Source organism: Pannonibacter sp. Q-1, from assembly GCF_054073275.1.
On record NZ_JBSXNB010000001.1, the window covers coordinates 774,798 to 798,050 of the forward strand.

20 protein-coding genes are annotated in these 23,253 nt (G+C 64.3%); 18 read left to right on the top strand and 2 right to left on the bottom strand.

Annotation, left to right across the window (positions count from 1 at the left end; all coding sequences use genetic code 11):
* Positions 1 to 156 precede the first annotated feature (156 nt).
* Entirely contained in the window at positions 157 to 927 is a 771-nt protein-coding gene (locus tag ACVNHC_RS03575) for a DUF1194 domain-containing protein (protein ID WP_457166439.1), read from the bottom strand.
* 586 nt (positions 928 to 1,513) lie between these two features.
* Here ACVNHC_RS03575 and ACVNHC_RS03580 point away from each other — a divergent pair.
* From ACVNHC_RS03580 to ACVNHC_RS03630, 11 genes are all read left to right on the top strand, one after another.
* Entirely contained in the window at positions 1,514 to 2,524 is a 1,011-nt protein-coding gene (locus tag ACVNHC_RS03580) for a sugar-binding transcriptional regulator (protein ID WP_050472213.1), read from the top strand.
* A gap of 61 nt (positions 2,525 to 2,585) precedes the next feature.
* Entirely contained in the window at positions 2,586 to 3,566 is a 981-nt protein-coding gene (locus tag ACVNHC_RS03585) for a BMP family lipoprotein (RefSeq protein WP_094463895.1), read from the top strand.
* Between the two features lie 134 nt (positions 3,567 to 3,700).
* Entirely contained in the window at positions 3,701 to 5,254 is a 1,554-nt protein-coding gene (locus ACVNHC_RS03590) for an ABC transporter ATP-binding protein (RefSeq protein ID WP_050472215.1), read from the top strand.
* Positions 5,251 to 6,366 carry an ABC transporter permease gene (locus ACVNHC_RS03595; protein ID WP_457166440.1) on the top strand — a complete coding sequence of 372 codons (1,116 nt, stop codon included), beginning with the start codon at positions 5,251 to 5,253 and terminating at the stop codon, positions 6,364 to 6,366. The genes ACVNHC_RS03590 and ACVNHC_RS03595 overlap by 4 nt, the downstream gene beginning before the upstream one ends.
* A gap of 14 nt (positions 6,367 to 6,380) precedes the next feature.
* The gene (locus ACVNHC_RS03600; protein ID WP_055454906.1) at positions 6,381 to 7,349 is read left to right on the top strand and encodes an ABC transporter permease; all 969 of its coding nucleotides are present in this window, start codon (positions 6,381 to 6,383) and stop codon (positions 7,347 to 7,349) included.
* The gene (gene cdd, locus ACVNHC_RS03605) at positions 7,346 to 7,735 is read left to right on the top strand and encodes a cytidine deaminase (protein ID WP_050472218.1); all 390 of its coding nucleotides are present in this window, start codon (positions 7,346 to 7,348) and stop codon (positions 7,733 to 7,735) included. The genes ACVNHC_RS03600 and cdd overlap by 4 nt, the downstream gene beginning before the upstream one ends.
* 46 nt (positions 7,736 to 7,781) lie before the next feature.
* Positions 7,782 to 8,594 (top strand): purine-nucleoside phosphorylase, encoded by an 813-nt coding sequence (locus tag ACVNHC_RS03610; RefSeq protein ID WP_050472219.1) that lies wholly within the window; start codon positions 7,782 to 7,784, stop codon positions 8,592 to 8,594.
* On the top strand, positions 8,587 to 9,372 hold the full coding sequence (deoC, locus tag ACVNHC_RS03615) for a deoxyribose-phosphate aldolase (RefSeq protein ID WP_457166441.1): 786 nt from the start codon (positions 8,587 to 8,589) through the stop codon (positions 9,370 to 9,372). The genes ACVNHC_RS03610 and deoC overlap by 8 nt, the downstream gene beginning before the upstream one ends.
* Before the next feature lies 1 nt (position 9,373).
* Positions 9,374 to 10,690 carry a thymidine phosphorylase gene (gene deoA / locus ACVNHC_RS03620; RefSeq protein ID WP_457166442.1) on the top strand — a complete coding sequence of 439 codons (1,317 nt, stop codon included), beginning with the start codon at positions 9,374 to 9,376 and terminating at the stop codon, positions 10,688 to 10,690.
* Positions 10,691 to 11,112: 422 nt separating this feature from the next.
* The gene (locus ACVNHC_RS03625; RefSeq protein WP_058898039.1) at positions 11,113 to 12,339 is read left to right on the top strand and encodes a phosphopentomutase; all 1,227 of its coding nucleotides are present in this window, start codon (positions 11,113 to 11,115) and stop codon (positions 12,337 to 12,339) included.
* A gap of 136 nt (positions 12,340 to 12,475) precedes the next feature.
* Positions 12,476 to 13,471 (top strand): adenosine deaminase, encoded by a 996-nt coding sequence (locus tag ACVNHC_RS03630; protein WP_058898040.1) that lies wholly within the window; start codon positions 12,476 to 12,478, stop codon positions 13,469 to 13,471.
* 548 nt (positions 13,472 to 14,019) lie between these two features.
* On the opposite strand, the gene ACVNHC_RS03635 is transcribed toward ACVNHC_RS03630, so the two are convergent.
* Positions 14,020 to 15,282, bottom strand: a complete 1,263-nt coding sequence (locus tag ACVNHC_RS03635) for an MFS transporter (protein ID WP_050472225.1) — start codon at positions 15,280 to 15,282, stop codon at positions 14,020 to 14,022.
* A gap of 255 nt (positions 15,283 to 15,537) precedes the next feature.
* Here ACVNHC_RS03635 and ACVNHC_RS03640 point away from each other — a divergent pair, with 255 nt between their 5' ends.
* The 7 genes from ACVNHC_RS03640 (at position 15,538) to ACVNHC_RS03670 (ending at position 22,979) form a co-directional block, all read left to right on the top strand.
* Positions 15,538 to 16,761 carry a DUF1688 family protein gene (locus ACVNHC_RS03640; RefSeq protein ID WP_058898041.1) on the top strand — a complete coding sequence of 408 codons (1,224 nt, stop codon included), beginning with the start codon at positions 15,538 to 15,540 and terminating at the stop codon, positions 16,759 to 16,761.
* Positions 16,762 to 16,842: 81 nt separating this feature from the next.
* On the top strand, positions 16,843 to 17,472 hold the full coding sequence (gene upp, locus ACVNHC_RS03645; RefSeq protein WP_050472227.1) for a uracil phosphoribosyltransferase: 630 nt from the start codon (positions 16,843 to 16,845) through the stop codon (positions 17,470 to 17,472).
* A gap of 27 nt (positions 17,473 to 17,499) precedes the next feature.
* The gene (locus ACVNHC_RS03650) at positions 17,500 to 18,474 is read left to right on the top strand and encodes a ribokinase (RefSeq protein WP_058898042.1); all 975 of its coding nucleotides are present in this window, start codon (positions 17,500 to 17,502) and stop codon (positions 18,472 to 18,474) included.
* Between the two features lie 367 nt (positions 18,475 to 18,841).
* Complete coding sequence (locus tag ACVNHC_RS03655) at positions 18,842 to 19,339, top strand: retropepsin-like aspartic protease family protein (RefSeq protein WP_208997438.1); 498 nt, start codon at positions 18,842 to 18,844, stop codon at positions 19,337 to 19,339.
* A 67-nt stretch (positions 19,340 to 19,406) separates the two neighbouring features.
* Positions 19,407 to 20,906 (top strand): phosphomannomutase/phosphoglucomutase, encoded by a 1,500-nt coding sequence (locus ACVNHC_RS03660; protein WP_050475493.1) that lies wholly within the window; start codon positions 19,407 to 19,409, stop codon positions 20,904 to 20,906.
* A gap of 26 nt (positions 20,907 to 20,932) precedes the next feature.
* Complete coding sequence (locus tag ACVNHC_RS03665; protein WP_457166443.1) at positions 20,933 to 21,937, top strand: aldose epimerase family protein; 1,005 nt, start codon at positions 20,933 to 20,935, stop codon at positions 21,935 to 21,937.
* 10 nt (positions 21,938 to 21,947) lie between these two features.
* Positions 21,948 to 22,979 (top strand): histone deacetylase family protein, encoded by a 1,032-nt coding sequence (locus tag ACVNHC_RS03670; RefSeq protein ID WP_457166444.1) that lies wholly within the window; start codon positions 21,948 to 21,950, stop codon positions 22,977 to 22,979.
* The last annotated feature ends 274 nt before the right edge of the window (positions 22,980 to 23,253 follow it).

Here is a 23,253-nt window from a genome sequence, read left to right on the forward strand (position 1 = left end):
GACCTCCCCTTGCTCCGGCAGCGCCAATACGCCGCCGGACACAGGAAAGTCTGTCAGCCTTGCCGGCAAAAACCCAATCGCATCTTCGTGAGCGGCGGCAAGCCACCGCCTCACGGGGCGCAACTTCGTGAGCGGCGGCGGCTGGCCGCCACTCCTCTAGTCAAACAGATTGCAGCTGACCGTCTTGCGGCCTGCAGCCGGGATGACTTGCGGCTGATCATCCATCAGCCCGGCAATTTCCAGCACCAGCTTCATCCGGACGGCCTCGGCAAAGGCCTCCTTTGAGCGCACCGGGATGGCAAAGGCCCCCGGTCCGCCAATGACGCAATCCTCGTAATAGTGATCGAGATGCAGCATCGCCTGCCAGGCGGAGGTTTCCGACTTCAACATCAGCGGCAGGCCGTTGATGGTGATACCGGCCGAGATGACCTTGTCGCGCATCTGGGTGACGGTGCCGCCCTGATTGTTCGGCCCGTCTCCGGAAATGTCGATCACCTTCCTGAGGCCCTGATATTCGTTGGAGGCAATCATCTCCGCCGACTTTTCCAGTGCCGAGAAGATCGAGGTTCTCTGCATCTGCCGCAGGGGGGCTTCGGCAATGCGGGCGGCAAAGGCCGCAGCAGTGGCTTCGTCCTGGATGATGGACCATTCCGCCACGGTGAAATGCTCACCCACGCCGCTCCACTCGAAGTAGGTGATGGCAATGCGCCCTGTCGGTCCGTCGCGGATGGCGGCCAGCACCTCCCGCGAGGTCAGGGCCGAGACATATCCGGCCCGCTGCACCTCCTGCTCGTCCCGGTCCATCGACTGGGAAATGTCGACGGCCAGCACCAGCTCGACGTCCACTTCGGCATCTGCCGAATAGGCCGTGGAGAAATTGCCCGGGAGCGAACGCTCGGCGAGAGCTGTTATTGAAGTAAATGCCAAGATGGCAAGACTGCCAATGGCGGCACTGCAGACGTCACGTCCGGTTTTGCACAGTGTGAGACGCATGGTGTTCTCCATGTCTTGGCCGAAGCCGGTTTCCCACACCTCCCTCTCTACTTTTGTTGTTGCGGCTAAACAGACGGTTAATCCGAGAATCTCGGCAACTTGCCGATATTTTCAGAGCCTTGAACACGCGCCGGATAGAATTGTTCCAAGCAAGCACTATGCCACAGGTAAGGCGGCGAAGATTGTGCCAGCAAAACAAAAGACGCACAGAATGCACCTGCGTGAACCACTCGGCAAAATTTGCCCAGCAACCGGCAGATATTGCCGGATCCGCCCGCCAACAGGGCAATTCCTGCCTAATGCCCATGCAAACTGCTGCGCACGGCAGCATCCATGGCCCTGTCACGGCAGCAGGCGGAAAAGCGCAAGTTTCAGCCGGAAAACACGCCAAATCCGCTTGACGCCGGACGAGCAGGCAGGCATCTTTGCTGAAAGAATTCACAGCGACTGAAGAAAATTTCAGTCAACCAGAGGCTCAAGATCCGGGCGAAAGACCTGGACGCAGCAGGCGGGGCAATTCGTGCAGGACGAGGACTGGACCACCTACCTCTCGATCCGCGCCGCGTGGCTCTCCTTCGTGGGGGGCAGCACGCAGGGTGAGATTGCCGCGCGTCTTGGCGTGTCACCGGCCAAGGTCCACCGTCTTATTGCCCACGCCCAGAAGGAAGGCCTTGTCCGCTTCCAGATCGAGGGCCGCCCGATCGAGTGCCTCGAGCTGGAAGACGAACTGACCCGGCATTTTGCCCTGACCAGCTGCATCATTGCGCCGGACCTTGGCGGCGGTGACCAGACGACGGCCATCCGCGCTGTTGCTTCCGTCGCAGGCCCCTTCCTGTCCAACCTGCTTTCGGGGCCGGAAATCCGTCAGCTCGGCGTCGGCATGGGCCGGACACTGAAGGCTTCGGTTGCGGCCATGCCGCGCCTGTCACGGCCGGACCTTGCCATCATCTCCATCTCCGGCTCGCTGATGCGCAAGCTTTCGGCCAACCCCTTCGATATCGTGCAGCCGCTGATCGAGCGCACGGGCGGGGAAGGCTACTATCTGCCGGTGCCCTATTTTGCCGAAAGCCTGGAGGAGCGTGACATGTTCCTCGGCCAGCGCAGCGTGCAGGATCTTCTGGCGCGTGCACGGCGGTCGGATGCCTTTGTCGTTGGCATCGGCTCCATCGATGACGACGGTCATCTGGTGCAGCGCGGCATCATCCAGAAGGAAGATCAGGACGGCCTGATGCGCAGCAGTGCGGTCAGCGACCTGATGGGGCGGTTTGTCACAATCGAGGGCGCGCAGGTGCCCGTAAGTCTTGGCGAGTGCGCCGTGGGGCTTCACTACGAGGAAGTCCGCGGCTCTCGTGTCATTGCACTGGTGGGCGGGGAGAGCAAGGCTGACGCCACGCTCGCAGCGCTGCGCACCGGTGTCATCACCGACCTGATCGCGGATGAGACCCTGGCAAGGGCTCTGAAGCAGCGGCTCGGATCTAGCGGCCCTGTGACGGCAGCCTTGCTGCCCCGCAGTGTCCAAGAGGGGAAGTAAACCGGGACCAGCCATGGTGGCTGGGTCCAGTGCCGGAGGATGTAACGTGAAGAAGTTCCTGATGACGGGCGCCGCCATTGCAGGCGTCATGATGGCCAGCACCGCCTTTGCAGCGGATTTCCAGCCGGCAGTCGTCTATGACCTTGGCGGCAAGTTCGACAAGTCGTTCAACGAGTCCGCCTATACGGGCGCCGAGAAGTTCAAGAAGGACACGGGCGTCGAATACCGCGACTTCGAGATCCAGAACGACAGCCAGCGCGAGCAGGCCCTGCGCAACTTCGCCCGGCGCGGCATGAGCCCGATCGTCGCCATCGGCTTCTCCCATGCCAATGCCGTCGAGAAGGTCGCCAAGGAATTCCCGGACATCCAGTTTGCCATCGTCGACATGGTCGTGGACCTGCCGAATGTCCGCTCCATCGTATTCAAGGAGCATGAAGGCTCCTACCTCGTCGGCCTGCTGGCAGCCAAGGCTTCGCAGACCGGCAAGGTCGGCTTCGTCGGCGGCATGGACATCGACCTGATCCACAAGTTCGCCTGCGGCTACAAGCAGGGCGTGATGGCCACCAACCCGCAGGCCGAAGTCTTCCAGAACATGACCGGGACCACCGGTGCTGCCTGGAATGACCCGGTGAAGGGCGGCGAGCTGGCCAAGTCCCAGTTCGACCGCGGTGCGGACGTTGTCTATCACGCAGCCGGCGCCACCGGTATCGGCGTGCTGCAGGCGGCCGCTGACGCGGGCAAGCTCGGCATCGGCGTCGACAGCAACCAGAACGGCCTGCACCCGGGCAAGGTTCTGACCTCCATGCTGAAGCGCGTGGACGTCGCCGTGGACAAGACCTTCACCGACGCCAAGAACGGCCAGTGGACCAGCGGCATCGAGGTTCTGGGCCTTGCCGAAGGCGGCGTGGACTACGCTCTGGACGAATACAATGCGTCCCTCGTCACCGACGAGATGAAGGCTGCTGCTGAACAGGCCAAGGCCGACATCATCTCGGGCAAGATCGCCGTCCACGACTACATGACGGACAAGACCTGCCCGTAACACCCTGAGGGACTGCGGCCCTTGTCCTGCGCCGGAAGGCCGGGGCAAGGGCTCTTTCCTTGTGACGCCGTGCCATGCGCCCGGCCCCTTTACCGACTGACGCCGGCCCTGTGGCCAGACGCGCGGGAGCATCCATGACCGCCGCCATCGAGCTTCGCAAGATCAACAAGTCCTTCGGGCCTGTGCATGCCAACAAGAACATCGATCTTGTGGTGGGCAAGGGATCGATCCACGGCATCATCGGCGAGAACGGTGCCGGCAAGTCGACGCTGATGTCGATCCTCTACGGCTTCTACAATGCCGACAGCGGCGAGATCCTGGTGGATGGCAAGACCGTGACCATCCGCGATTCCCGCCATGCCATCGGCCTTGGCATCGGCATGGTGCATCAGCACTTCATGCTGGTGGATCCCTTCACCGTGCTGGAAAACGTCATGCTGGGCGCCGAGGGCGGCAGCCTGCTGGCAGGCGGCGCGGGCAAGGTGCGGGCGGAACTGGCCCGGCTGGAAAACGAATATGACCTGAAGATCGATCCGGATGCGGTTGTCGGTGACCTGCCGGTCGGCCTGCAGCAGCGCGTCGAGATCCTGAAGGCGCTCTGCCGCGGCGCGGAAGTGCTGATCCTGGACGAGCCCACCGGGGTGCTGACCCCGGCCGAGGCCGACCATCTGTTTGAAATTCTGAAAGTCCTGAAGGCCCAGGGCAAGACGGTCCTGCTCATCACCCATAAGCTGCGCGAGATCATGGCCATCACCGACACGGTGTCCGTCATGCGCCGCGGCGAAATGGTGGCAACCCGCAAGACGGCGGAAACCTCCATGGAGGAACTGGCCGAGCTGATGGTGGGCCGCAGCGTGCTGCTGAAGGTCAACAAGCAGGCCGCCAGGCCCGGCGAGCGGGTGCTGGCCGTCGAAAACCTCACCGTCACCGACAGCCGGGGCGTCGATGTGGTGAAGGACGTATCCTTCGAGATCCGCGCCGGCGAGATCGTCGGCATTGCCGGTGTCTCGGGCAACGGCCAGTCGGAGCTGCTGGAAACGCTGGCGGGCATCCGCCGTGCCCGCAAGGGCCGCATGTGGCTGAATGGCGAGACCATCGACCTTGCGGCCAATCCGAAAAATCCGGCGGAAATCCGCGCCATGAGCATGGGCCATGTGCCCGAGGACCGGCACCGGATGGGGCTTGTCACGTCCTTTGCCGAATATGAGAACGCCATTCTGGGCTATCACAACGATCCGGCCTATTCGAAGGGCCCGCTGCTGGACATGCGGGCCATCCGCAAGGCAGCCGAGGCGGAAATCGCCAAATACGACATCCGCCCGCCCAATCCGCTGCTGAAAACGGCCAATTTCTCCGGCGGCAACCAGCAGAAGGTGGTTCTGGCCCGCGAGATCGAGCGGGACCCGAACGTGCTGCTGGTCGGCCAGCCGACGCGCGGTGTCGATATCGGCGCCATCGAATTCATTCACAAGCGGCTGATCGAGCTGCGTGATGCAGGCAAGGGCCTGCTGCTCGTCTCCGTGGAGCTGGACGAGATCCGCTCCCTCTCCGACCGCATCCTGGTCATGTTCGACGGCCGCCTTGTCGGCGAGCGCGGACCGGATGCCACCGAAAACGAATGCGGCCTGCTGATGGCCGGTGTCACGGATGACGTGCCCGCCCGCGCCGCGCATGGAGGCAGAGCATGAGTGCCGGTTCCCTGCCGCGCTGGATCGACTTCGGCCTGATCCCGCTTCTCAACCTCACTGCAGCCTTCCTCGTCTCCGGGCTTGTGGTGCTGCTGATCGGCGAGAACCCGCTGGATGCGGTTCAAGTGCTGATCTGGGGCTCGATCGGCTATGGCGAGGGGATTGGCTTCACCCTGTTCTATGCCACGAACTTCATCTTCACCGGTCTTGCCGTGGCCGTGGCCTTCCATGCAGGTCTCTTCAACATCGGCGGCGAGGGTCAGGCCTATCTCGGCGGCCTCGGTGCCGCCCTTGCCTGCCTTGCGCTGGACCAATATGCGCCCTGGTGGATCACGGTTCCGGTCGCCGTGCTGGCAGCGGCCTTCTTTGGCGCGGCCTGGGCATCGATCCCCGCATGGCTTCAGGCCAAGCGCGGCAGCCACATCGTCATCACCACCATCATGTTCAACTTCATCGGCACGGCACTGATGGGCTATCTGCTGGTGAAGGTGATCAACAAGTCCGGCTCCATGCAGCCGGAAACCCGCACCTTCGCTGAAGGCGGGCAGCTGCCGCTGCTGGGGGATTTCTTCGGCACCAGCTTCTTCGGCTCGTCGCAGGTCAACCTTGCCGTATTCCTGGCGCTGGCAGCGCTGGTGCTGGTGTGGCTGCTGATCTGGCGCACGCGGCTTGGCTATGAGATCCGCACCTTCGGTGCCAATCCCTCTGCCGCCGTCTATGCCGGCATTTCGCCCGTGCGCATCACCATCATCACCATGCTGATTTCCGGCGGTCTGGCCGGGCTGATGGCCATCAACGAGATCGTCGGCTCGCAGCACCGGCTGCTGATCGAATATGTCGCCGGCTACGGCTTTGTCGGCATCGCCGTGGCGCTGATGGGCCGGGCGCATCCGGTGGGTATCATGCTGTCGGCGATCCTGTTCGGCATGCTCTACCAGGGTGGGGCAGAACTCGCCTTCGAAATGCCGGCCATCACCCGTGACATGATCGTGGTCATCCAGGGCCTCGTCATCCTGTTCGCCGGGGCCCTGGAATACATGTTCCGCCCGGCGCTGGTGCGTCTGTTCAGCTTCTCCGCCAAGCCGGCCGCTGCAGCCGGCAAGACGGCCTGACGGGAGAACGAGCCATGTTCGAGACCCTGATCCTCATCCTCGATTCCACCGTCCGCCTGTCAGCGCCGCTGCTGCTGGCCTGCCTTGCCGGACTTTATTCGGAACGCTCGGGCATCGTCGACATCGGCCTTGAGGGCAAGATGCTGGGCGCCGCCTTTGGCGCAGCCTCCGTTGCCTTCATCACCGGCAATGCCTGGGCCGGGCTTGGCGCGGGCATTGTCGTGGCGGTCGGCCTTGCGCTGCTGCACGGCTTTGCCTCGATCACCAACCGGGGTAACCAGATCGTCTCCGGCGTTGCCATCAACTTCCTGGCGGCCGGGCTGACGGCCCTTCTGGGGCAGGCCTGGTTCAATCAGGGCGGGCGCACGCCGTCCCTGTCTGGCGGCGGGCGTTTTCTGGAAATCGAGCTGCCCTTTGCCACTGCCGTCAAGGACGTGCCCATCATCGGCTATATCTATTTCGAGCTGATTTCGGGCCACAACATCCTCGTCTACATTGCCTTCCTTGCCGTTCCGGCCACATGGTGGGTGCTCTACCGCACCCGCTTCGGCCTGCGTCTGCGCGCCGTTGGCGAAAACCCGGCGGCGGTGGACACGGCAGGCATCTCCGTCACCTTCCTGCGCTACCGGGCAGTGGTCATGTGCGGGCTGCTCTGCGGCCTTGCAGGCAGCTATCTGGCGATTGCCCAGTCCTCCGGCTTCATCAAGGACATGACGGCCGGGCGCGGCTACATCGCGCTGGCGGCCCTGATCTTTGCCAAGTGGAAGCCGGTGAACGCACTCTACGCCTGCCTCCTGTTCGGCTTCCTCGATGCCATGGCCATCCGGCTTCAGGGCCAGCAGGTTCCGGGCATCGGTGAGGTGCCGGTGCAGGTGTTCCAGGCCCTTCCCTACATTCTCACGGTCATCCTGCTGGCGGGCTTCATCGGCAAGGCCATTCCGCCCAAGGCCAGCGGCATCCCCTATCTGAAGGAGCGCACATGAGCGCGGTGGACAAGCTCTTCGAGGCGGCAAAGGCCGCCCGCGAAAACGCCTATGCCCGGTACTCGAACTTCAAGGTCGGCGCGGCGATCCTTGCCGCCGACGGCAAGATCTATCCGGGCTGCAACGTGGAAAATGCCGCCTATCCGCAGGGCGTCTGCGCCGAAGCTGGCGCCATCTCCGCCATGGTTCTGGCCGGTCAGCAGCAGATCGAGGAAGTGGTCGTCATCGCCGATGCCGCCCTCTGCACGCCTTGCGGCGGCTGCCGGCAGAAGCTGAAGGAATTCGCGGCCGGTTCCGTCAAGGTCCATATCGCCAATCTCGACGGCATTCGCCGTACCTTCACCATCGACGAATTGCTGCCCGCCGGTTTCCAGCTTCTCGACTGAAGCGGACCCTCAACGCTGAAACAGAACAACACAAGGGACGAACGCCATGAGCAGCTATGGCAATGACTGCGCGGAAATCGTCCGCGCCGCCCGCCCGGGCAGCTACCGCATCGGCATGATCCTGGGCTCAGGGCTCGGTGAACTGGCGGGCGAGATGGAGAATGCGGTGCGCATTCCCTACAGCAAGCTTCCGGGCTTTCCGGTTTCCACCGTCTCCTCCCACGGCAGCGAGCTGGTGGCGGGCGAGCTGGAAGGCGTGCCCGTGGTGATCCTTTCGGGCCGCGCTCATTACTACGAGAGCGGCAATCCCTCCATCATGCGCACGCCGGTCGAAACGCTGAAGGCGCTCGGCTGCGAGATCCTGCTGGCGACCAACGCCGCCGGGTCCCTGCGCGAGGAGGTGCAGCCGGGCAGCCCGATGCTGATCACCGACCACATCAACTGGTCCGGCCTCAACCCGCTGATCGGCGAGGAAGACGAAAAGCGCTTCCTCGACATGACCGCCGCCTATGACAAGGACCTGCAGGCCGCCATGCATCGCGCCGCCAAGGCCGATGGCCATGCGCTGGCGGAGGGCGTCTACATGTGGTTCTCCGGCCCGTCCTTCGAGACCCCGGCAGAGATCCGCATGGCGCGCATTCTGGGCGCTGACGCCGTCGGCATGTCCACCGTGCCGGAGGTGATCCTTGCCCGGTTCCTCGGCATGCGCGTGGCCGCCATGTCGATCATCACCAATCTGGGCGCAGGCATGCAGGCCCATGGCCTGTCCCACGACGAGACCAAGTCCGTCGCCAAACTCGGCCTTGCGCGCATGAAGAAGCTTGTGCGCGGCTTCGTGAAGGAGGTTTCCCATGGCTGATGCAGCCAGCAAGGCGGAACTCGCCGCCCGGGCTCTCGCCCTTGTCGATCTGACGAACCTGAATGACGGCTGCACCGCCGCCGACATCGATGCGCTCTGCGCCCGCGCCGTGACGGAGCATGGCCATGTGGCCGCCGTCTGTCTCTATCCCGCCTTCGTGGCGCAGGCGAAGGCGAAGCTGGCCGGTACGCCGGTGAAGGTCGCAACCGTGGTCAACTTCCCCGCAGGCGGTGTGGACACCCGCGCCGTGTTGGAAGAGACAGCCAAGGCCATTGCCGATGGCGCGGACGAGATCGACCTTGTAATGCCCTACCGCGCCTTCGTGGAAGGCCGCCGCGGCTTTGCCGAAGAGATGATCATCCGCGTCAAGGCCGCCATTCCGGCTCCGGCCCAGTTGAAGGTCATTCTGGAAACCGGCGAGATCGGTGACCCGCTGCTGATCCATCAGGCCTCGCTCGTCGCGATTGCCGCCGGTGCCGATTTCATCAAGACCTCCACCGGCAAGGTGCAGGTCAATGCGACGCTGGAAGCTGCCGAAATCATGCTGACGGTGATCGACGAAGTGCGCACCGAACAGCCGGGCCGTCAGGTGGGCTTCAAGCCCGCAGGCGGCATCCGCACGCTGGACGAGGCTGCCGCCTATCTGGCGCTGGCCGACCGGATTCTGGGCCCCAACTGGGTTTCATCGGCCACATTCCGCTTCGGCGCCAGCGGGCTGCTGGACGCACTGATTGACGTGATCAAGGGCGGCGCAGGCAGCGCGCGCGAAGGATACTGACATGCTGGCACAGGAACTCATCCGCAAGAAGCGTGACGGCGGCCAGCTGACGCGGGAGGAAATCGCCTTCTTCGTCAAGGGCCTTGCCGATGGCAGCGTCAGCGAGGGGCAGGTTTCGGCGCTGGCCATGGCCATCTTCTTCCGCCGCCTGACCATCGACGAGCGCGTCTCCCTGACGCTGGCCATGCGCGACAGCGGCACCGTGCTGGACTGGTCCGATGTGGACGCGCCGGTGCTGGACAAGCACTCGACCGGCGGCGTTGGCGACAACGTCTCTCTGATGCTGGCCCCGGCCTTGGCTGCCTGCGGCGCGGCCGTGCCGATGATCTCCGGGCGCGGCCTTGGCCACACCGGCGGCACGCTCGACAAGTTCGACAGCATCCCCGGCTACAAGACCCAGCCGGACAACGCCCTGTTCCGCCAGGTGGTGAAGGAAGTGGGCTGCGCCGTCATCGGCCAGACCAGCGACCTTGCCCCGGCCGACAAGCGCTTCTACGCCATCCGCGATGTGACGGGCACGGTGGAGAGCATCGATCTCATCACCGCCTCGATCCTGTCCAAGAAGCTGGCGGCGGGGCTTCAGGGCCTCGTGCTGGACGTGAAGTGGGGCACGGGCGCCTTCATGCAGAGCTTCGAAGAGGCCAGGGCGCTTGCCGAAAGCCTCGTGCGCGTCGCCAATGGCGCAGGTCTCAGGACCACCGCCCTGCTGACGGACATGAACGAATCCCTCGCCTCTGCCGCCGGCAATGCGGTGGAAATGCAGAATGCGGTCGATTTCCTCAAGGGCACCTCCATCGACAGCCGCCTGTGGGACGTGACCGTGGCGCAGGGCGGCGAGCTGCTGGCGACCGGCGGCATTGCCGAAAGCGCCCAGGAAGGCTGTAATCTGATGCGCGCCGCCTTTGAAAGCGGCCGTGCGGCAGAGAAATTCGCCGAAATGGTCACCGCCCTCGGCGGCCCGGCGGACTTCATGGAAAAGAGCGAGCTCTATCTCGCCAAGGCGCCCGTCATTGCTCCGGTCTATGCGAAAGAGCCGGGCGTGGTCACCGGCGTTGACGCCCGTGCCATCGGCGTTGCCGTGGTGGAACTGGGCGGCGGACGCCGTGTCGCGGCCGATGTGATCGACCCGTCCGTCGGCTTCACGGAACTGGCCGGCATCGGTCACCGGGTGGATGCGGATGCGCCGCTCGCCATCGTCCATGCCGCCACCGAAGACGCCGCCCGCCGCGCAACCGATGCCCTCAATGCCGCATATCGCATTGGCGAGGCAGGCAGCGTCGAGGACCACCCGATCGTGGCTGCCCGTATCGCACCGTGAGGCGCGATACAAAGCATGAATGCAATTGCGCCTTGAGGCGCGGTGTCTACACGGACTGCCAGTGAGGCTCCAACTCCTCTCCCCCCCTTGAGGGGGAGATGCCCCCGGCAGGGGGCAGAGGGGGGTAACTGACTGTCCGATTGTGAGAGAGATGGTGCTCTGCCGAAGCGCTGTAACCCCCCTCTGTCTGCTCGCGCAGACATCTCCCCCTCAAGGGGGGAGAGGGGCACTGCGGCAAAAGGAGAGCCCATTCCTTCTCCTGGCTGCGTCCGATGCGGACACAGCCCTCCTCATGGAGAGGGGGTTTGGGGGCTGGGCGGGTCTGATCAGGCCACCTCCTTCCGGCCAAACGACAAGCAGCCGCAAGAGCTGCCGTGAAATGAGATGAGAGGCTTTGGCCTCGGGACAAAAGGAAACAGAGCATGCCTCGCGCCATTCTCGTTGTGCTCGACAGTTTTGGCATCGGCGGTGCGCAGGATGCCGCCCGCTTCGGCGATGAGGGCTCCGACACGCTGGGCCATATCGCGCAGCGCTGTGCGGCCGGAGAAGGTGACAAGCCGGGCCTGCGCAGCGGGCCGCTGCATCTGCCCAACATGAACCGCCTCGGCCTTGGCGCCGCCGCCACGCTGTCCACCGGCAAGACCCTGCCCGGCCTTGCGCCGGACCCTGCTCCCACGGGCCTGTGGGGCTATGCGGCGGAAGTGTCCAACGGCAAGGACACCCCGTCCGGCCACTGGGAAATTGCGGGCGTGCCGGTTGAGTTCGACTGGGGCTATTTCCCGGCCACCATCCCCACCTTTCCGGCAGAAATGATCGCGGCGATCGTGGCTGAGACGGGCATCCCCGGCATCATCGGCGACAAGCACGCCTCCGGCACGGAGGTGATTGCGGAGCTGGGTGAAGAGCACCTGCGCACTGGCAAGCCGATCTTCTACACATCAGCAGATTCCGTCGTGCAGATCGCCGCCCATGAAGAGGCCTTCGGCCTCGAAAAGCTCTATGCCCTGTGCGAAGTGACCCGCAAACATGCGGATCCTTACAACATCGGCCGCGTCATCGCCCGCCCGTTCACCGGCACAAGCGCTGCGGATTTCGTGCGCACTGCCAACCGGCGCGACTATTCGGTGCTGCCGCCCGAGCCGACGCTTCTGGACAGGCTGACCGCCGAAGGACGTACAGTCATCGGTGTGGGCAAGATCTCCGACATCTTCGCCCATCAGGGCGTCACCAAGGTGCTGAAGGGTGCCGGCAACGGCCAGCTTCTCGACAAGACGCTGGAAGCCATGGACATGGCGCAGGACGGCGATCTCGTCTTCACCAACCTGATCGACTTCGATTCCCTTTATGGCCACCGCCGTGATGTGCCGGGTTATGCCGCAGCGCTGGAAGAGTTCGACCGGCGCCTGCCGGAGCTGATGGCGAAGCTCAAGGACGGCGACCTGCTGCTGCTGACTGCCGACCATGGCTGTGACCCGACCTGGCGTGGCACGGACCACACGCGTGAGAATGTGCCGGTTCTGGGCTTTGCTCCTGGCATCGCTGGCCGCAGCATCGGCGGGCGCGGCACCTATGCGGATATCGGCGAGACCATCGCCGAGCATCTGGGCATTGCCGCCGAGCGCCATGGCCGCAGCTTTCTGAGCGCCTGACTTTCCACCGGGAAGCGGCCTCCATGCGCCGCTTCTTCTTGACGCAGCGTGCGGCGGCGGGAACAACTTTGTCAGTGATTGAGCCGGGTCCATTTCATGACCCGGCAGGCAGCTTTCAGGGAAGGACGGGCGGCCCATGGCAGTGCAGGAGCAGGTGCTCAAGGCGGAATTGCACTGCCATATCGAAGGGGCAGCCCCGCCCGCGCTGGTTCAGAAGATCGCAAAGCGTGAGGAGATCGACGTTTCCTCGATCATCGACGCCAAGGGCCAGTACCGCTGGAGCGACTTCACCACCTTCCTGTCGGCCTATGACCTTGCCAGTTCCGTCTTCCGCCGCCCCGGCGACTATGCGCAGCTGAGCGAAACCTATTTCCGCATGCTGGCCGCCGAAGGAGCCATCTACGGCGAGATCTTCATCTCTCCCGACCATGCCACATCGGCGGGCCTCTCCTACCGGTCCTATGTGGAAGGATTGGCGGCAGGCCTTGAGCGGGCCAAGGCGGACACCGGCATCGAAGGCCGGATGATCGCCGTTGGCGTGCGCCACTTCGGCGCGGCCTCGGTGGAGCGGGTGGCGAAGGAGGTCGTCTCCAATCCGCATCCGCTGGTCACCGGCTTCGGCCTTGCGGGTGACGAGCGCGAGGGCCATCCGGCCAATTTCGCCCGCGCCTTCCGCATGGCGGGCGAGGCCGGGCTGGGCCTGACCGCCCATGCGGGCGAATTCGGCGGGCCGGAGAGCATCAGCGCGGCCCTCGATTTCCTGCGCGTGCGGCGCATCGGCCACGGCGTGCGAGCCATCGAAAGCACGGCACTGGTGGACCGGCTGGCGGCAGAGCGGATCGTGCTGGAGGTCTGCCCCGGCTCGAATGCGGCGCTGGGGCTTTACCCGGTGCTGCGCTTCCACCCGGTCAACCTGCTGCGCCGGGCGGGCGTGCGCATCACCCTCAATTCGGATGATCCCCCCTTCTTCCGCACCACGCTGGGGCGGGAATACAGCCTGACGGCCAAGACCTTCAACTGGACCCAGGAAGACCTGCGCGTCTTCACCCGCACCGCCATCGAAGCCGCCTTCTGCGACAAGGCGACCAAGGAACGGCTGCTGGCCAAAGTGGACAACCAGAAGCTCGGCTGAGTGGTTGCACCTTTTCCGCAGGCAGGGGGCAGTTCTTAAAATGGACTGGAAGTCAGACCCCAACTCCTCTCTCCCTTGAGGGGGCTACTGCATGCACACATCGTGCTTGAAGCCGGAGACGGCTTGGGGAAAGCCTGAAGTCTGGTCACTCTTGCACGGCGTTTCAGCCCCCCTCCCCCTCGTGGGGAGGGGTTAGGGGTGGGGGGAGAGACCTTTCCGTATAGCAGAGTATCAATTGATTTCAGACAGCTGCTCCTGTCATACCTCTTCAGGAAAAGTATAATTTTCAGATACCTGCGGGCTCAGAGCCCCCCACCCCTTACCCCTCCCCACCAGGGGGAGGGGGGCGGAGAGACCCTGCCGGAAAGCAGATGCATCATTGCGGGCGGTGTCCGGAGCTGATGTGTGAATCCGGTAGCCCCAAGGGAGGGAGAGGGGTGCTGCAGCGTAAGGAGGGCGCGTTCCTCCTCCTTACGTCCGTTGTAAACACTGACTTGGTGGATGGGGGAGCCGAAACGTAGTTCCGCAAAAACCAGACTGCCGTCCCATCAGGCAGCAGCTTCCTTTTTCTGCTGCTCTTCGTCCGAGCGCGGGTCCATGGCGGCGGTTTCCGGGGTGGAGAGCCGCCCCGTGGTAAGCACCGGCACGAAGTCCGACTTCTCGGCGACACTGAGGCTTGCGCGCTGGGTCATGCGCCAGAGGGTGAAGAGCACCATCAGCAGATGCGCACCCGCCGTCACATGGAACAGGGCCGACGGCGAGGTGGCCGACATGAGTGCGGCCGCCGCGATGGGGCCGATCATGGTGCCGACGCCATAGAGCATCAGCAGCCCGCCGCTGGTTTTGAGGAATTCCCCCGGTGCCGCGTGGTCATTGGCATGGGCGACGATGACCGGATACATGGAATAGATCATGCCGCCGAAGAGCGAGACAAAGATGATCACCGTGGTGCTGCCGGGCGCGGAGAGCAGCGACAGGACAATTTCCACGACCATGGCGACCAGACCCATGCCAATCAGCACGAGGCGGCGGTCGATGCGGTCGGAAACCATGCCCACCGGCACCTGAATGAGGGCGCCGATCAGAAGCGACAGCGACATCATGATGGCGACATCGCCCACCTCAAGGCCAATGCGCCGCCCGTAGACCGCTCCCAGCGTGCCGAAGGCGCCGTTGGAAATGCCGGTCAGGACCACGGCGACCACGGCAACCGGCGAGTTTTTCCAGAGCTGGCGCGGGTCCAGCCTTGCCTGCGTCAGCGGCGTGGGGGTTGCGGCGGTGGAAAGGGCCGTGGGCAGCAGCGACAGGGAATAGATGATGGAGCCCACCACGAAGAAGACAAAGCCGGTGGGATCGCCCAGCGTCAGCAGCATCTGGCCGATCGTGGTCGAGCCCAGGTTGATCATGGTGTAGATGCCGAAGACCCGCCCGCGCGTCTTGTTGTTGGCGCGCTCGTTGAGCCAGCTTTCCACGATCATGGCGCCGCCTGCGAAGCAGAAGCCGGTGAGCGCGCGCAGTGGAATCCAGACTTCCGGCATCATGAACAACAGGTTCAGAAGCATGGAGATGGCGGCAATGGAAGCCATCACGCCAAAGGTGCGGATATGCCCGACGCGCTTCACGATCATCGGCACCAGCAGGCAGCCGGCGATATAGCCCGCCGCCCAGCCCGCGCCCAGCATGCCCAGAGACGTGTCGGAGAAGCCTTCGGCAAGACCGCGCACGGGCAGCAGCAGGCCGTGCAGCCCGCCCGCCATCAGCAAGAGGCCGGAACCGAGAAGGAGGGCGGCGATGGAGAACACGGTCGACATGAAGAAATCCGGACAGCAGCAGTGGTCTTTTTGTGGCCTCAGCAGCGCATTTGGCGTGAGGAGCGTGGCTCATGCTGCCCGAGACAGAGGTCAGACGACAAGACAAGCTTGTCCCGGATCGTGCATGAGGCTGGTTTATCAACCGTTCATGATTTCACGGCAGCAACATGGCAGCCCCCTCCCCTGTAATCTGGCATGACCTGAAGGCCCAACGTCTGTAAGACCAGAGCGTTCCATCGAAAGGACGCAAAGCCGATGACAACGCCCGCCGCCACCGAAACACCCTCCGAGGCCATAAGCCTGCTTACCGCGGAAGCCTTGCGCGAAGGTGCCGCCCGCCTGCTGGATCTCGCCAGGCAGACTGCGCTTGCCGGCATCCGTCTGGATGATTGCAAGCTGGAGCCACTGGCTCAGCAGGTGGCTTCGATCCTGCGCGCTGCGGCGCCGGAAGCCGGGCTGGCCCCGCACACCCTGTGGCGGCTGGCGGAGGCAGGCGGTGAAGACCGCTGGGGCATGATTGCCGGTGCGCGTGCCTTTCCCGATGTGCGGATGATGGGCCGCGCCGCCTTTGATGCGGCCATCACCGCGGTGCTGATGACCCCGCCTGCGGATCCGGGCTGGCGGTTCGATGACCCTTTCACCGGGGAGAGACTTGCAGGCGCCGAAGGCATGACGGCAGCCACCCTCTCCGCTTTCGCCAGCGGGTTTTTCTCCGCCGTGCCTGCCGATCCCATCCGCGCCGATGCGCATGCGCTGATCCGGGTGGAAACGGAAGAGCTCGCCCGGGCCCTGCTGGTGGATGAGGACCATGCGGCCACTCTCGCCGCCCGCCTGCACCGGCTGGGGGAACTTGCAGGCATGCGGCCTGATCTCTTTGCCCGCGATGACGAACCAAGGCCGGGCGGGCTGTTCGACGTACTGTTCGATGAAGGGCAGGAAGACGGCAGCCTGAGCCTTGCGCGGATTTTCGCGCTTGTGCTGGAAGGGCTGGTGCCGCTGTGGGAAGGCACGGAAAGCCTCAACGGGGTGCCGCTGGGCGATACCGTGCGCGTGCCGGCGCTCGAAGGCCGCATGGCTGGCGAGCCTCTGCTGCCACTGCATGAGCGGGCAAGGTTTCTGGCGCTCTCTCTCGTCGAGCCGCTGGCCTGGGCCGGCATTGCCCCGCTGGACCTTGATGCCCCCGGCGGGCCCACGGACACCGCGCATGTGCAGCTGATGCTGGCAAGCGGCGTTATTTCCTTCGCCCTGCAGGACGGCGATGCCCGGGTGCAGGCGGCCATGCTGCGCGGCCTTGCCGGAGCGCTGACCCTTGAGCTGGCAAACAAGGTCCGGGACATTCTGGAAACGGGAGCCGAAGAGCTGCCGCTGACCTGCATCGAGGAGGCGGGCACCTTGCCGCTTGCTGCCATGCTTTTGCGGGAAAACCCGGCAGCTGTTGAGGACTTCGGCAAAATTGCCGCCGCCGGGACTGTTTTTTGAGCGCTCTTCGGTGCATAGGAAAAGACAGAGACATCAGAAGACACACCGGCGGAAAGCCGCAAGAACAGGAGACAGGCAGACATGTCCGGAGCCATCGTAGTTGATCATCCGCTGGTCCAGCACAAGCTCACGATCATGCGCAACAAGGCCACCTCCACCCAGGGCTTCCGCCGCCTGCTGCGCGAAATCTCGACCCTGCTGTGCTATGAGGTGACCCGCGACCTGCCGCTGACGCAGATCACCATCGAAACCCCGATCTGCGAGATGCAGGCCCCGACGCTGGCAGGCAAGAAGCTCGTCTTTGCCTCGATCCTGCGCGCCGGCAACGGCCTGCTGGAAGGCATGCTGGATCTGGTGCCCTCCGCCCGCGTTGCCCATGTCGGCCTCTACCGCGACCCGGAAACCCTGACGCCGGTGGAATACTACTTCAAGGCCCCGGAAGATCTGGGCGAGCGCCTTGTGATCGTCGTCGACCCGATGCTGGCCACCGCCAATTCGGCCATTGCCGCCGTCGAGAAGCTGAAGGCCCGCGGCGCCAACAACATCCGCTTCCTCTGCCTGCTGGCAGCTCCGGAAGGCGTTGCCAAGTTCATCGCCGCCCATCCGGACGTGCCGGTCTACACCGCCTCCATCGATGCCAAGCTGAACGACCACGGCTACATCGTCCCCGGCCTTGGCGATGCGGGCGACCGCATGTACGGCACGAAGTAAGACAGACACCGGCAGGAGCAGCCCCGCATGATCACCGTCTTCGGGTCCATCAATCTTGATCTCGTGGCGGTGGTCGAGCGCCTGCCCCTGCCGGGTGAAACGGCAGCCGGGCCGGACCATCAGAACTTTCCCGGCGGCAAGGGCGCCAACCAGGCGCTGGCCGCCCGCCGCGCCGGAGCGGACGTGGCCATGACCGCAGCGGTGGGAACGGATGTTTTCGCCGCCCCGGCTCTTGCCAATCTGGAAGCCGCCGGTGTCGATCTGTCCGGCGTGCGCCGTCTCGATGGGGCGACCGGCATTGCCATGATCGGCGTCGAGGCCAGCGGCGAGAACCTCATCATCGTCGCCAGCGGCGTCAACGCTCGCGTGTCCGCCAGCTGGCTCAAGGGCAAGCTGCCTCAAGGCTCCCTCCTGCTGATGCAGATGGAAACACCTGCCGCTGAAATCCGCGCCGCCATCGCCGCCGCACGCGAGGCTGGCGCAACGGTGATCCTCAACACCGCCCCCGCCGGAGATCCGGCCGTCAGCGAGCTGGCCAGCCTCAGCGATATCGTCATCGCCAATGAGAGCGAGGCGATGGAAATCGCCGCAAAGCTCGGCCTGCCGGGCGAGCCGGAAGCCTTCGTGCGCACCGTCGCCGAAGGCCGGCTTGGCTCTGCGCGGCTCGCAGTGGTGACGCTGGGCGCCAAGGGCGTCATCGCCCACGACGGCACGGCGCTTTACAGCGTGCCCACGCCGAAGGTGCGTGTCGTGGATACAACAGGTGCGGGCGATGCCTTCTGCGGCGCATTTGCTGCGGCGCTTGACCGGGGCGATGAACTGGGGGCGGCGCTCGCCTTCGGCGTTGCTGCCGGAAGCCTTGCCTGCACGGCCAATGGCGCGCAGGGCAGCGCCCCCGATGCCGCCGCGATCCGCCAGCTCGCCGCAACGCTCCCCATCTCTCGCAGCCTACTGCATGCAAACACTGCACCTGAAGCCGAAAACAGCTTGGGAAAAGCCTGAAGTCCGGTCACTCTGGCACTGTCTTTCAGCCCCCCTCCCCCTCGTGGGGAGGGGTGAGGGGTGGGGGGAAAGGTCTTTCCATCTGGCAGAGTGTCCATTGATAACAGACAGCTGCTCCTCGTAAGGTCTTTTCAGGTATCTATCTGTCTTTCATATAGTTTTCGGCTCAGAGCCCCCCACCCCTTACCCCTCCCCACCAGGGGGAGGGGGGCGGCAGGCGTCCTCCCGAAATGCAAACGCCTCACTGCGGGCGATGTCCGGACCTGATGTGTGAATCCGGTAGCTCCCGCAGCTGATCCCGTTCACCGGATGCTAAGCCGGATGTGACAAGGATCACCCGTCCGTCCTCCGTGTGTCCGGCAAGGTCATGCTGCGTTATCTCGTCATCCTCGTTCTGCTTGCAGCTCTGGTGCCTTTCGTGCCGGGGCTGGTGGAGCGCTGGACGCAAGCGCAAGACCCCTCCCCCGCAGCAGGGCAAGCCGCTCAAGCCACAGGCGGCAGCCTGAAACTGCGGGCGGAGCCCAACGGGCATTTCATCGCGGGAACCCGCATCAACGGCCGAACGTTGAAGATGATGGTGGACACGGGCGCAACGCTCGTCGCCTTGCCCCAGTCTGACGCCCGCCGCGCCGGGATAAGACCGGAGGACAAGGACTTCACCGCCCGGGTCAACACCGCCAACGGCATCATCGCCGCTGCGCCGGTGAAGATCGAAACCCTGGAGCTGGGCCCTCTTTATCTTCGGGATGTGGATGCAGTGGTCATTCCCGATGCCTCATTGTCGACACCACTGCTTGGCATGTCAGCGCTGCGCCGGTTCAAACGATTTGACATTTCTGGTGACACGATGCTTCTGGTTCAATAATGTCCAGCCGCTCGGACATCCCTCATTTCGTTAGTCTTTTCCGGCACAAGCTTTTGCGAGGTTCATCATGTTTCCCAAACCCGAAGCATTTCTGAAGTCGAATACCTACGCCTACGAATCCAAGCCGATGGTCAAGCCCACCGGCTTCCGCGAATACGACGCGCGCTGGCTGTTCGAGAAAGAAATCAACCTGATGGGCATGCAGGCCCTCGGCATGGGGATCGGCACCCTGATGCATGAGCGCGGCATCCGTCCGGATATCGTCGTCGGCCATGACTTCCGCGGCTATTCCGCTTCCATCAAGATGGCGGTCATCAACGGCCTGATGGCTGTGGGCATCAACGTGCACGACATCGGCCTTGCCCTGTCGCCGATGGCCTATTTCGCCCAGTTCGCGCTGGACGTGCCGGCCGTTGCCATGATCACCGCCTCGCACAATGACAATGGCTGGACCGGCGTGAAGATGGGCGTCAACCGTCCGCTGACCTTCGGCCCGGAAGAAATGGGCCGCCTGAAGGACATCGTGCTGAACTCCGCCTTTGTCGCCAAGGGCTCCGGCTCCTACCGCTATGTCGACAATTTCGCGGACGTCTACATCAAGGACCTGACGGACCGCGCCAAGCTGAAGCGCCCGATCAAGGTCGTGGCGGCCTGCGGCAACGGCACGGCTGGTGCCTTCGCCCCGCGTGTTCTGGAAATGCTGGGCGCGGAAGTCATTCCGCTGGACGCCGAACTCGACCACACCTTCCCGAACTACAATCCGAACCCGGAGGACATGAAGATGCTTCATGCCCTGCGCGACAAGGTTCTGGAAACTGGTGCGGACGTTGGCCTCGGCTTTGACGGCGACGGCGACCGCTGCGGCGTGGTGGACAACGAGGGTGAAGAGATCTTCGCCGACAAGGTGGGCGTGATGCTCGCCCGCGACATTTCCTCGCTCTACCCGAACTCCAAGTTCGTGGTGGACGTGAAGTCCACCGGCCTGTTCCACACCGACCCGGTGCTGAAGGCCAATGGCGCGGTGACCGACTACTTCAAGACCGGCCATTCCTACATCAAGCGCCGCGTGACGGAACTGGGGGCCATCGTCGGCTTTGAAAAGTCTGGCCACTACTTCTTCAACGCGCCGATCGGCCGCGGCTATGACGACGGCCTCGTCTCGGCCATCGCCATCCTCGACATGATGGACCGCAACCCGGACAAGTCCATGGCCGACCTGCGCCGCGCCCTGCCGAAGACCTGGGGCTCGCCCACCATGGCGCCGCATTGCGAAGACGAGATCAAGTACGGCATCGTCGACAAGGTGGTTGCCCGCTTCCAGGCCATGCAGGCCGCCGGTGAGAAGGTGGCCGGACAGGCGATCACCGATCTCATCACCGTCAACGGCGTGCGCGTCGTCACGGAAGATGGCACCTGGGGCCTCGTCCGCGCCTCCTCCAACAAGCCCGAGCTTGTCGTGGTGGTTGAAAGCCCGGCCTCCGAAGCCCGCCTGCACGAGATGTTCAAGGCCGTGGATGCGGTGCTGCGCGAGAACCCGGAAGTAGGCGCCTACAACCAGACCCTCTGATCCTGATCTGAACGGACGGCAACAACATGATCCGGCCCTTTGGCACCCTTCCCGGCGGTGAAACCGTCAATGAAGTCACGCTGAGGGCCGGTTCCCTCGAAGCCGCCGTTCTGACCTATGGCGCAACCCTCCGGGATCTGCGCCTCCATGGCCGCCCGCTGGTCCTCGGGCTCAACACGCTTGAGGACTATCAGGCCCACGGCGCCTATTTCGGCGGCACCTGCGGGCGTTATGCCAACCGCATCGCCGCTGGCCGCTTCACGCTGGATGGGGTGTCCCATCAGGTCACCTGCAACGAGAAAGGCCGCAATCATCTGCATGGCGGCCAGTGCGGCTATGACAAGAAGCTGTGGCAGATTGCGGAACTCTCCGCCTCCAGCCTGCTTCTGACGCTGACCTCACCCGATGGCGAGGAAGGCTATCCGGGCAACGTGGACCTGCGCTGCCGCTACACGCTGCTGGAAACCGGCACGCTGCGCCTTGAGATGAGCGCGGTGACCGACCAGCCGACGCTGGTCAACCTCGCCCATCACAGCTATTTCAATCTCGACAGTTCCGGCGATATCAGCGGCCACCGGCTGCAGATCCTTGCCGACCGCTATCTGCCGGTCGATGCAGACTGCATCCCCACCGGCGGGATCCTGCCCGTCGCAGGCACCGTCTTTGACTTCCGCACCAAGCGGCCGATCCGCCAGACCGGCGCGGACCATGCGCGGGTGCTCTACGACCACAATTTCTGCGTGGCGGACATACCCTCGGAAACCTTGCGCCTTGCTGCCGTGCTGGAAGGCGAGACCTCGGGCGTTTCCATGGAACTCTGGACCACCGAACCGGGCGTCCAGTTCTATGATGCCTCCGGCCTTGGCCTGCCTTACGAGGGGCTGGAGGGGCGGCGCTATGGCCAGCATGCCGGGCTGTGCCTCGAGCCGCAGCGCTGGCCGGACAGCCCTAACCATACGGAGTTTGCGGGGGCTGTGCTGCGGCCCGGAACAACCTATAGTCAGGTGACCGAGTTCCGCTTCCAGCCGTGAGCCGCACCGCATGAAGACCGTATTTTCGCCCGTCCAGCTGACCCATGACCCGAAGATGGAAGTCTCGGACGGGAAGCTGAAACCCGCCGTGGAAATTCCCAGCCGGGCGGAGATGGTGCGCAGCGAAATCCTTGCCCGCAAGATCGGCCCCCTGTGGACGCCGCAGGACTTTGGCCGCGCCCCGCTGGAACGGGTGCACACAGGCGAATATCTCGACTTCCTTGAAAGCTTCTGGAGCCGCTGGACCGGTGCCGGGCGGCAGGGCGAGGCCTTCCCCTTCGTCTGGCCCGTGCGCCAGCTGCGCGCCGCCCCCACGCCCGCCCACATCGACGGGCTGCTCGGCCGCTTCTCCTTTGATGCGGGCACGCCGCTGGGCGAGCACACATGGGCAGCGGCCACGGCCAGCGCCAATTCGGCGCTGACCGCCGCCCGCTTCCTGCGCGAAGGCGACCGCTCCGCCTTCGCCCTCTGCCGCCCGCCGGGGCACCACGCGGCAGCCGATTACTTCGGCGGCTATTGTTTCCTCAACAATGCCGCCATCGCCGCCCAGTGGCTGCGCGATCAGGGCACCGCGCGCGTTGCGATCCTTGACGTGGACTATCACCACGGCAACGGCACGCAGGCGATTTTCTACGAGCGCGCCGATGTGATGTTCCTGTCTATCCACGCCGACCCCAAGGAAGAATACCCCTATTTCCTCGGCCATGCGGACGAGACGGGCGAAAAGGCCGGCAAGGGCTTCACCCACAACTGGCCGCTGCCGCCCGGCACGGATTGGACCCGTTACTCGGAAGCTCTGGAAGAAGCCTGCCGCTGGCTGACGGTCTATTCCCCGGACGTGCTGATCGTCTCGCTGGGTCTCGACACCTACGAGAAGGACCCGATCTCCCAGTTCCGCTTCGTGCCGGAAGACTTCCTGCGCCTCGGCGCCAGGCTCGCCCGCCTCGGCAAGCCCACCCTCTTCGTCATGGAAGGCGGCTACGCCGTCGACGCCCTCGGCTCCAACTGCGTCAACGTGCTGGAAGGGTTTCTCGGGGGGTGAGGGGGGGTATTCCCGGCGTACCGAAGCGCCGCTCTCGCCCTTGGTGGGCTACTACATGCACACATGCGCTTGAAGCCGGTGACTGTTTGGGGAAGCCGCAGTCTGATCACTTTGGCACGGCCTGTCAGCCCCCCTCCCCCTCGTGGGGAGGGGTTAGGGGTGGGGGGGAAAGCCCTTCCGTCTGGTAGAGCGTCCACTGGTTTCCAACAGCCGTTTCTCTCGATATCTCCTCAGGAAAATATCCATTTTTCAGATAGTTGCAGGCTCAGAGCCC

Coding starts and splice junctions, on each gene's coding strand:
- ACVNHC_RS03585 (WP_094463895.1), top strand. CDS start 2,586: ATGACGGGCGCCGCCATTGCAGGCGTCATGATGGCCAGCACCGCCTTT.
- ACVNHC_RS03590 (WP_050472215.1), top strand. CDS start 3,701: ATGACCGCCGCCATCGAGCTTCGCAAGATCAACAAGTCCTTCGGGCCT.
- ACVNHC_RS03595 (WP_457166440.1), top strand. CDS start 5,251: ATGAGTGCCGGTTCCCTGCCGCGCTGGATCGACTTCGGCCTGATCCCG.
- ACVNHC_RS03600 (WP_055454906.1), top strand. CDS start 6,381: ATGTTCGAGACCCTGATCCTCATCCTCGATTCCACCGTCCGCCTGTCA.
- cdd (WP_050472218.1), top strand. CDS start 7,346: ATGAGCGCGGTGGACAAGCTCTTCGAGGCGGCAAAGGCCGCCCGCGAA.
- ACVNHC_RS03610 (WP_050472219.1), top strand. CDS start 7,782: ATGAGCAGCTATGGCAATGACTGCGCGGAAATCGTCCGCGCCGCCCGC.
- deoC (WP_457166441.1), top strand. CDS start 8,587: ATGGCTGATGCAGCCAGCAAGGCGGAACTCGCCGCCCGGGCTCTCGCC.
- deoA (WP_457166442.1), top strand. CDS start 9,374: ATGCTGGCACAGGAACTCATCCGCAAGAAGCGTGACGGCGGCCAGCTG.
- ACVNHC_RS03625 (WP_058898039.1), top strand. CDS start 11,113: ATGCCTCGCGCCATTCTCGTTGTGCTCGACAGTTTTGGCATCGGCGGT.
- ACVNHC_RS03630 (WP_058898040.1), top strand. CDS start 12,476: ATGGCAGTGCAGGAGCAGGTGCTCAAGGCGGAATTGCACTGCCATATC.
- ACVNHC_RS03635 (WP_050472225.1), bottom strand. CDS start 15,282: ATGTCGACCGTGTTCTCCATCGCCGCCCTCCTTCTCGGTTCCGGCCTC.
- ACVNHC_RS03640 (WP_058898041.1), top strand. CDS start 15,538: ATGACAACGCCCGCCGCCACCGAAACACCCTCCGAGGCCATAAGCCTG.
- upp (WP_050472227.1), top strand. CDS start 16,843: ATGTCCGGAGCCATCGTAGTTGATCATCCGCTGGTCCAGCACAAGCTC.
- ACVNHC_RS03650 (WP_058898042.1), top strand. CDS start 17,500: ATGATCACCGTCTTCGGGTCCATCAATCTTGATCTCGTGGCGGTGGTC.
- ACVNHC_RS03655 (WP_208997438.1), top strand. CDS start 18,842: ATGCTGCGTTATCTCGTCATCCTCGTTCTGCTTGCAGCTCTGGTGCCT.
- ACVNHC_RS03660 (WP_050475493.1), top strand. CDS start 19,407: ATGTTTCCCAAACCCGAAGCATTTCTGAAGTCGAATACCTACGCCTAC.
- ACVNHC_RS03665 (WP_457166443.1), top strand. CDS start 20,933: ATGATCCGGCCCTTTGGCACCCTTCCCGGCGGTGAAACCGTCAATGAA.
- ACVNHC_RS03670 (WP_457166444.1), top strand. CDS start 21,948: ATGAAGACCGTATTTTCGCCCGTCCAGCTGACCCATGACCCGAAGATG.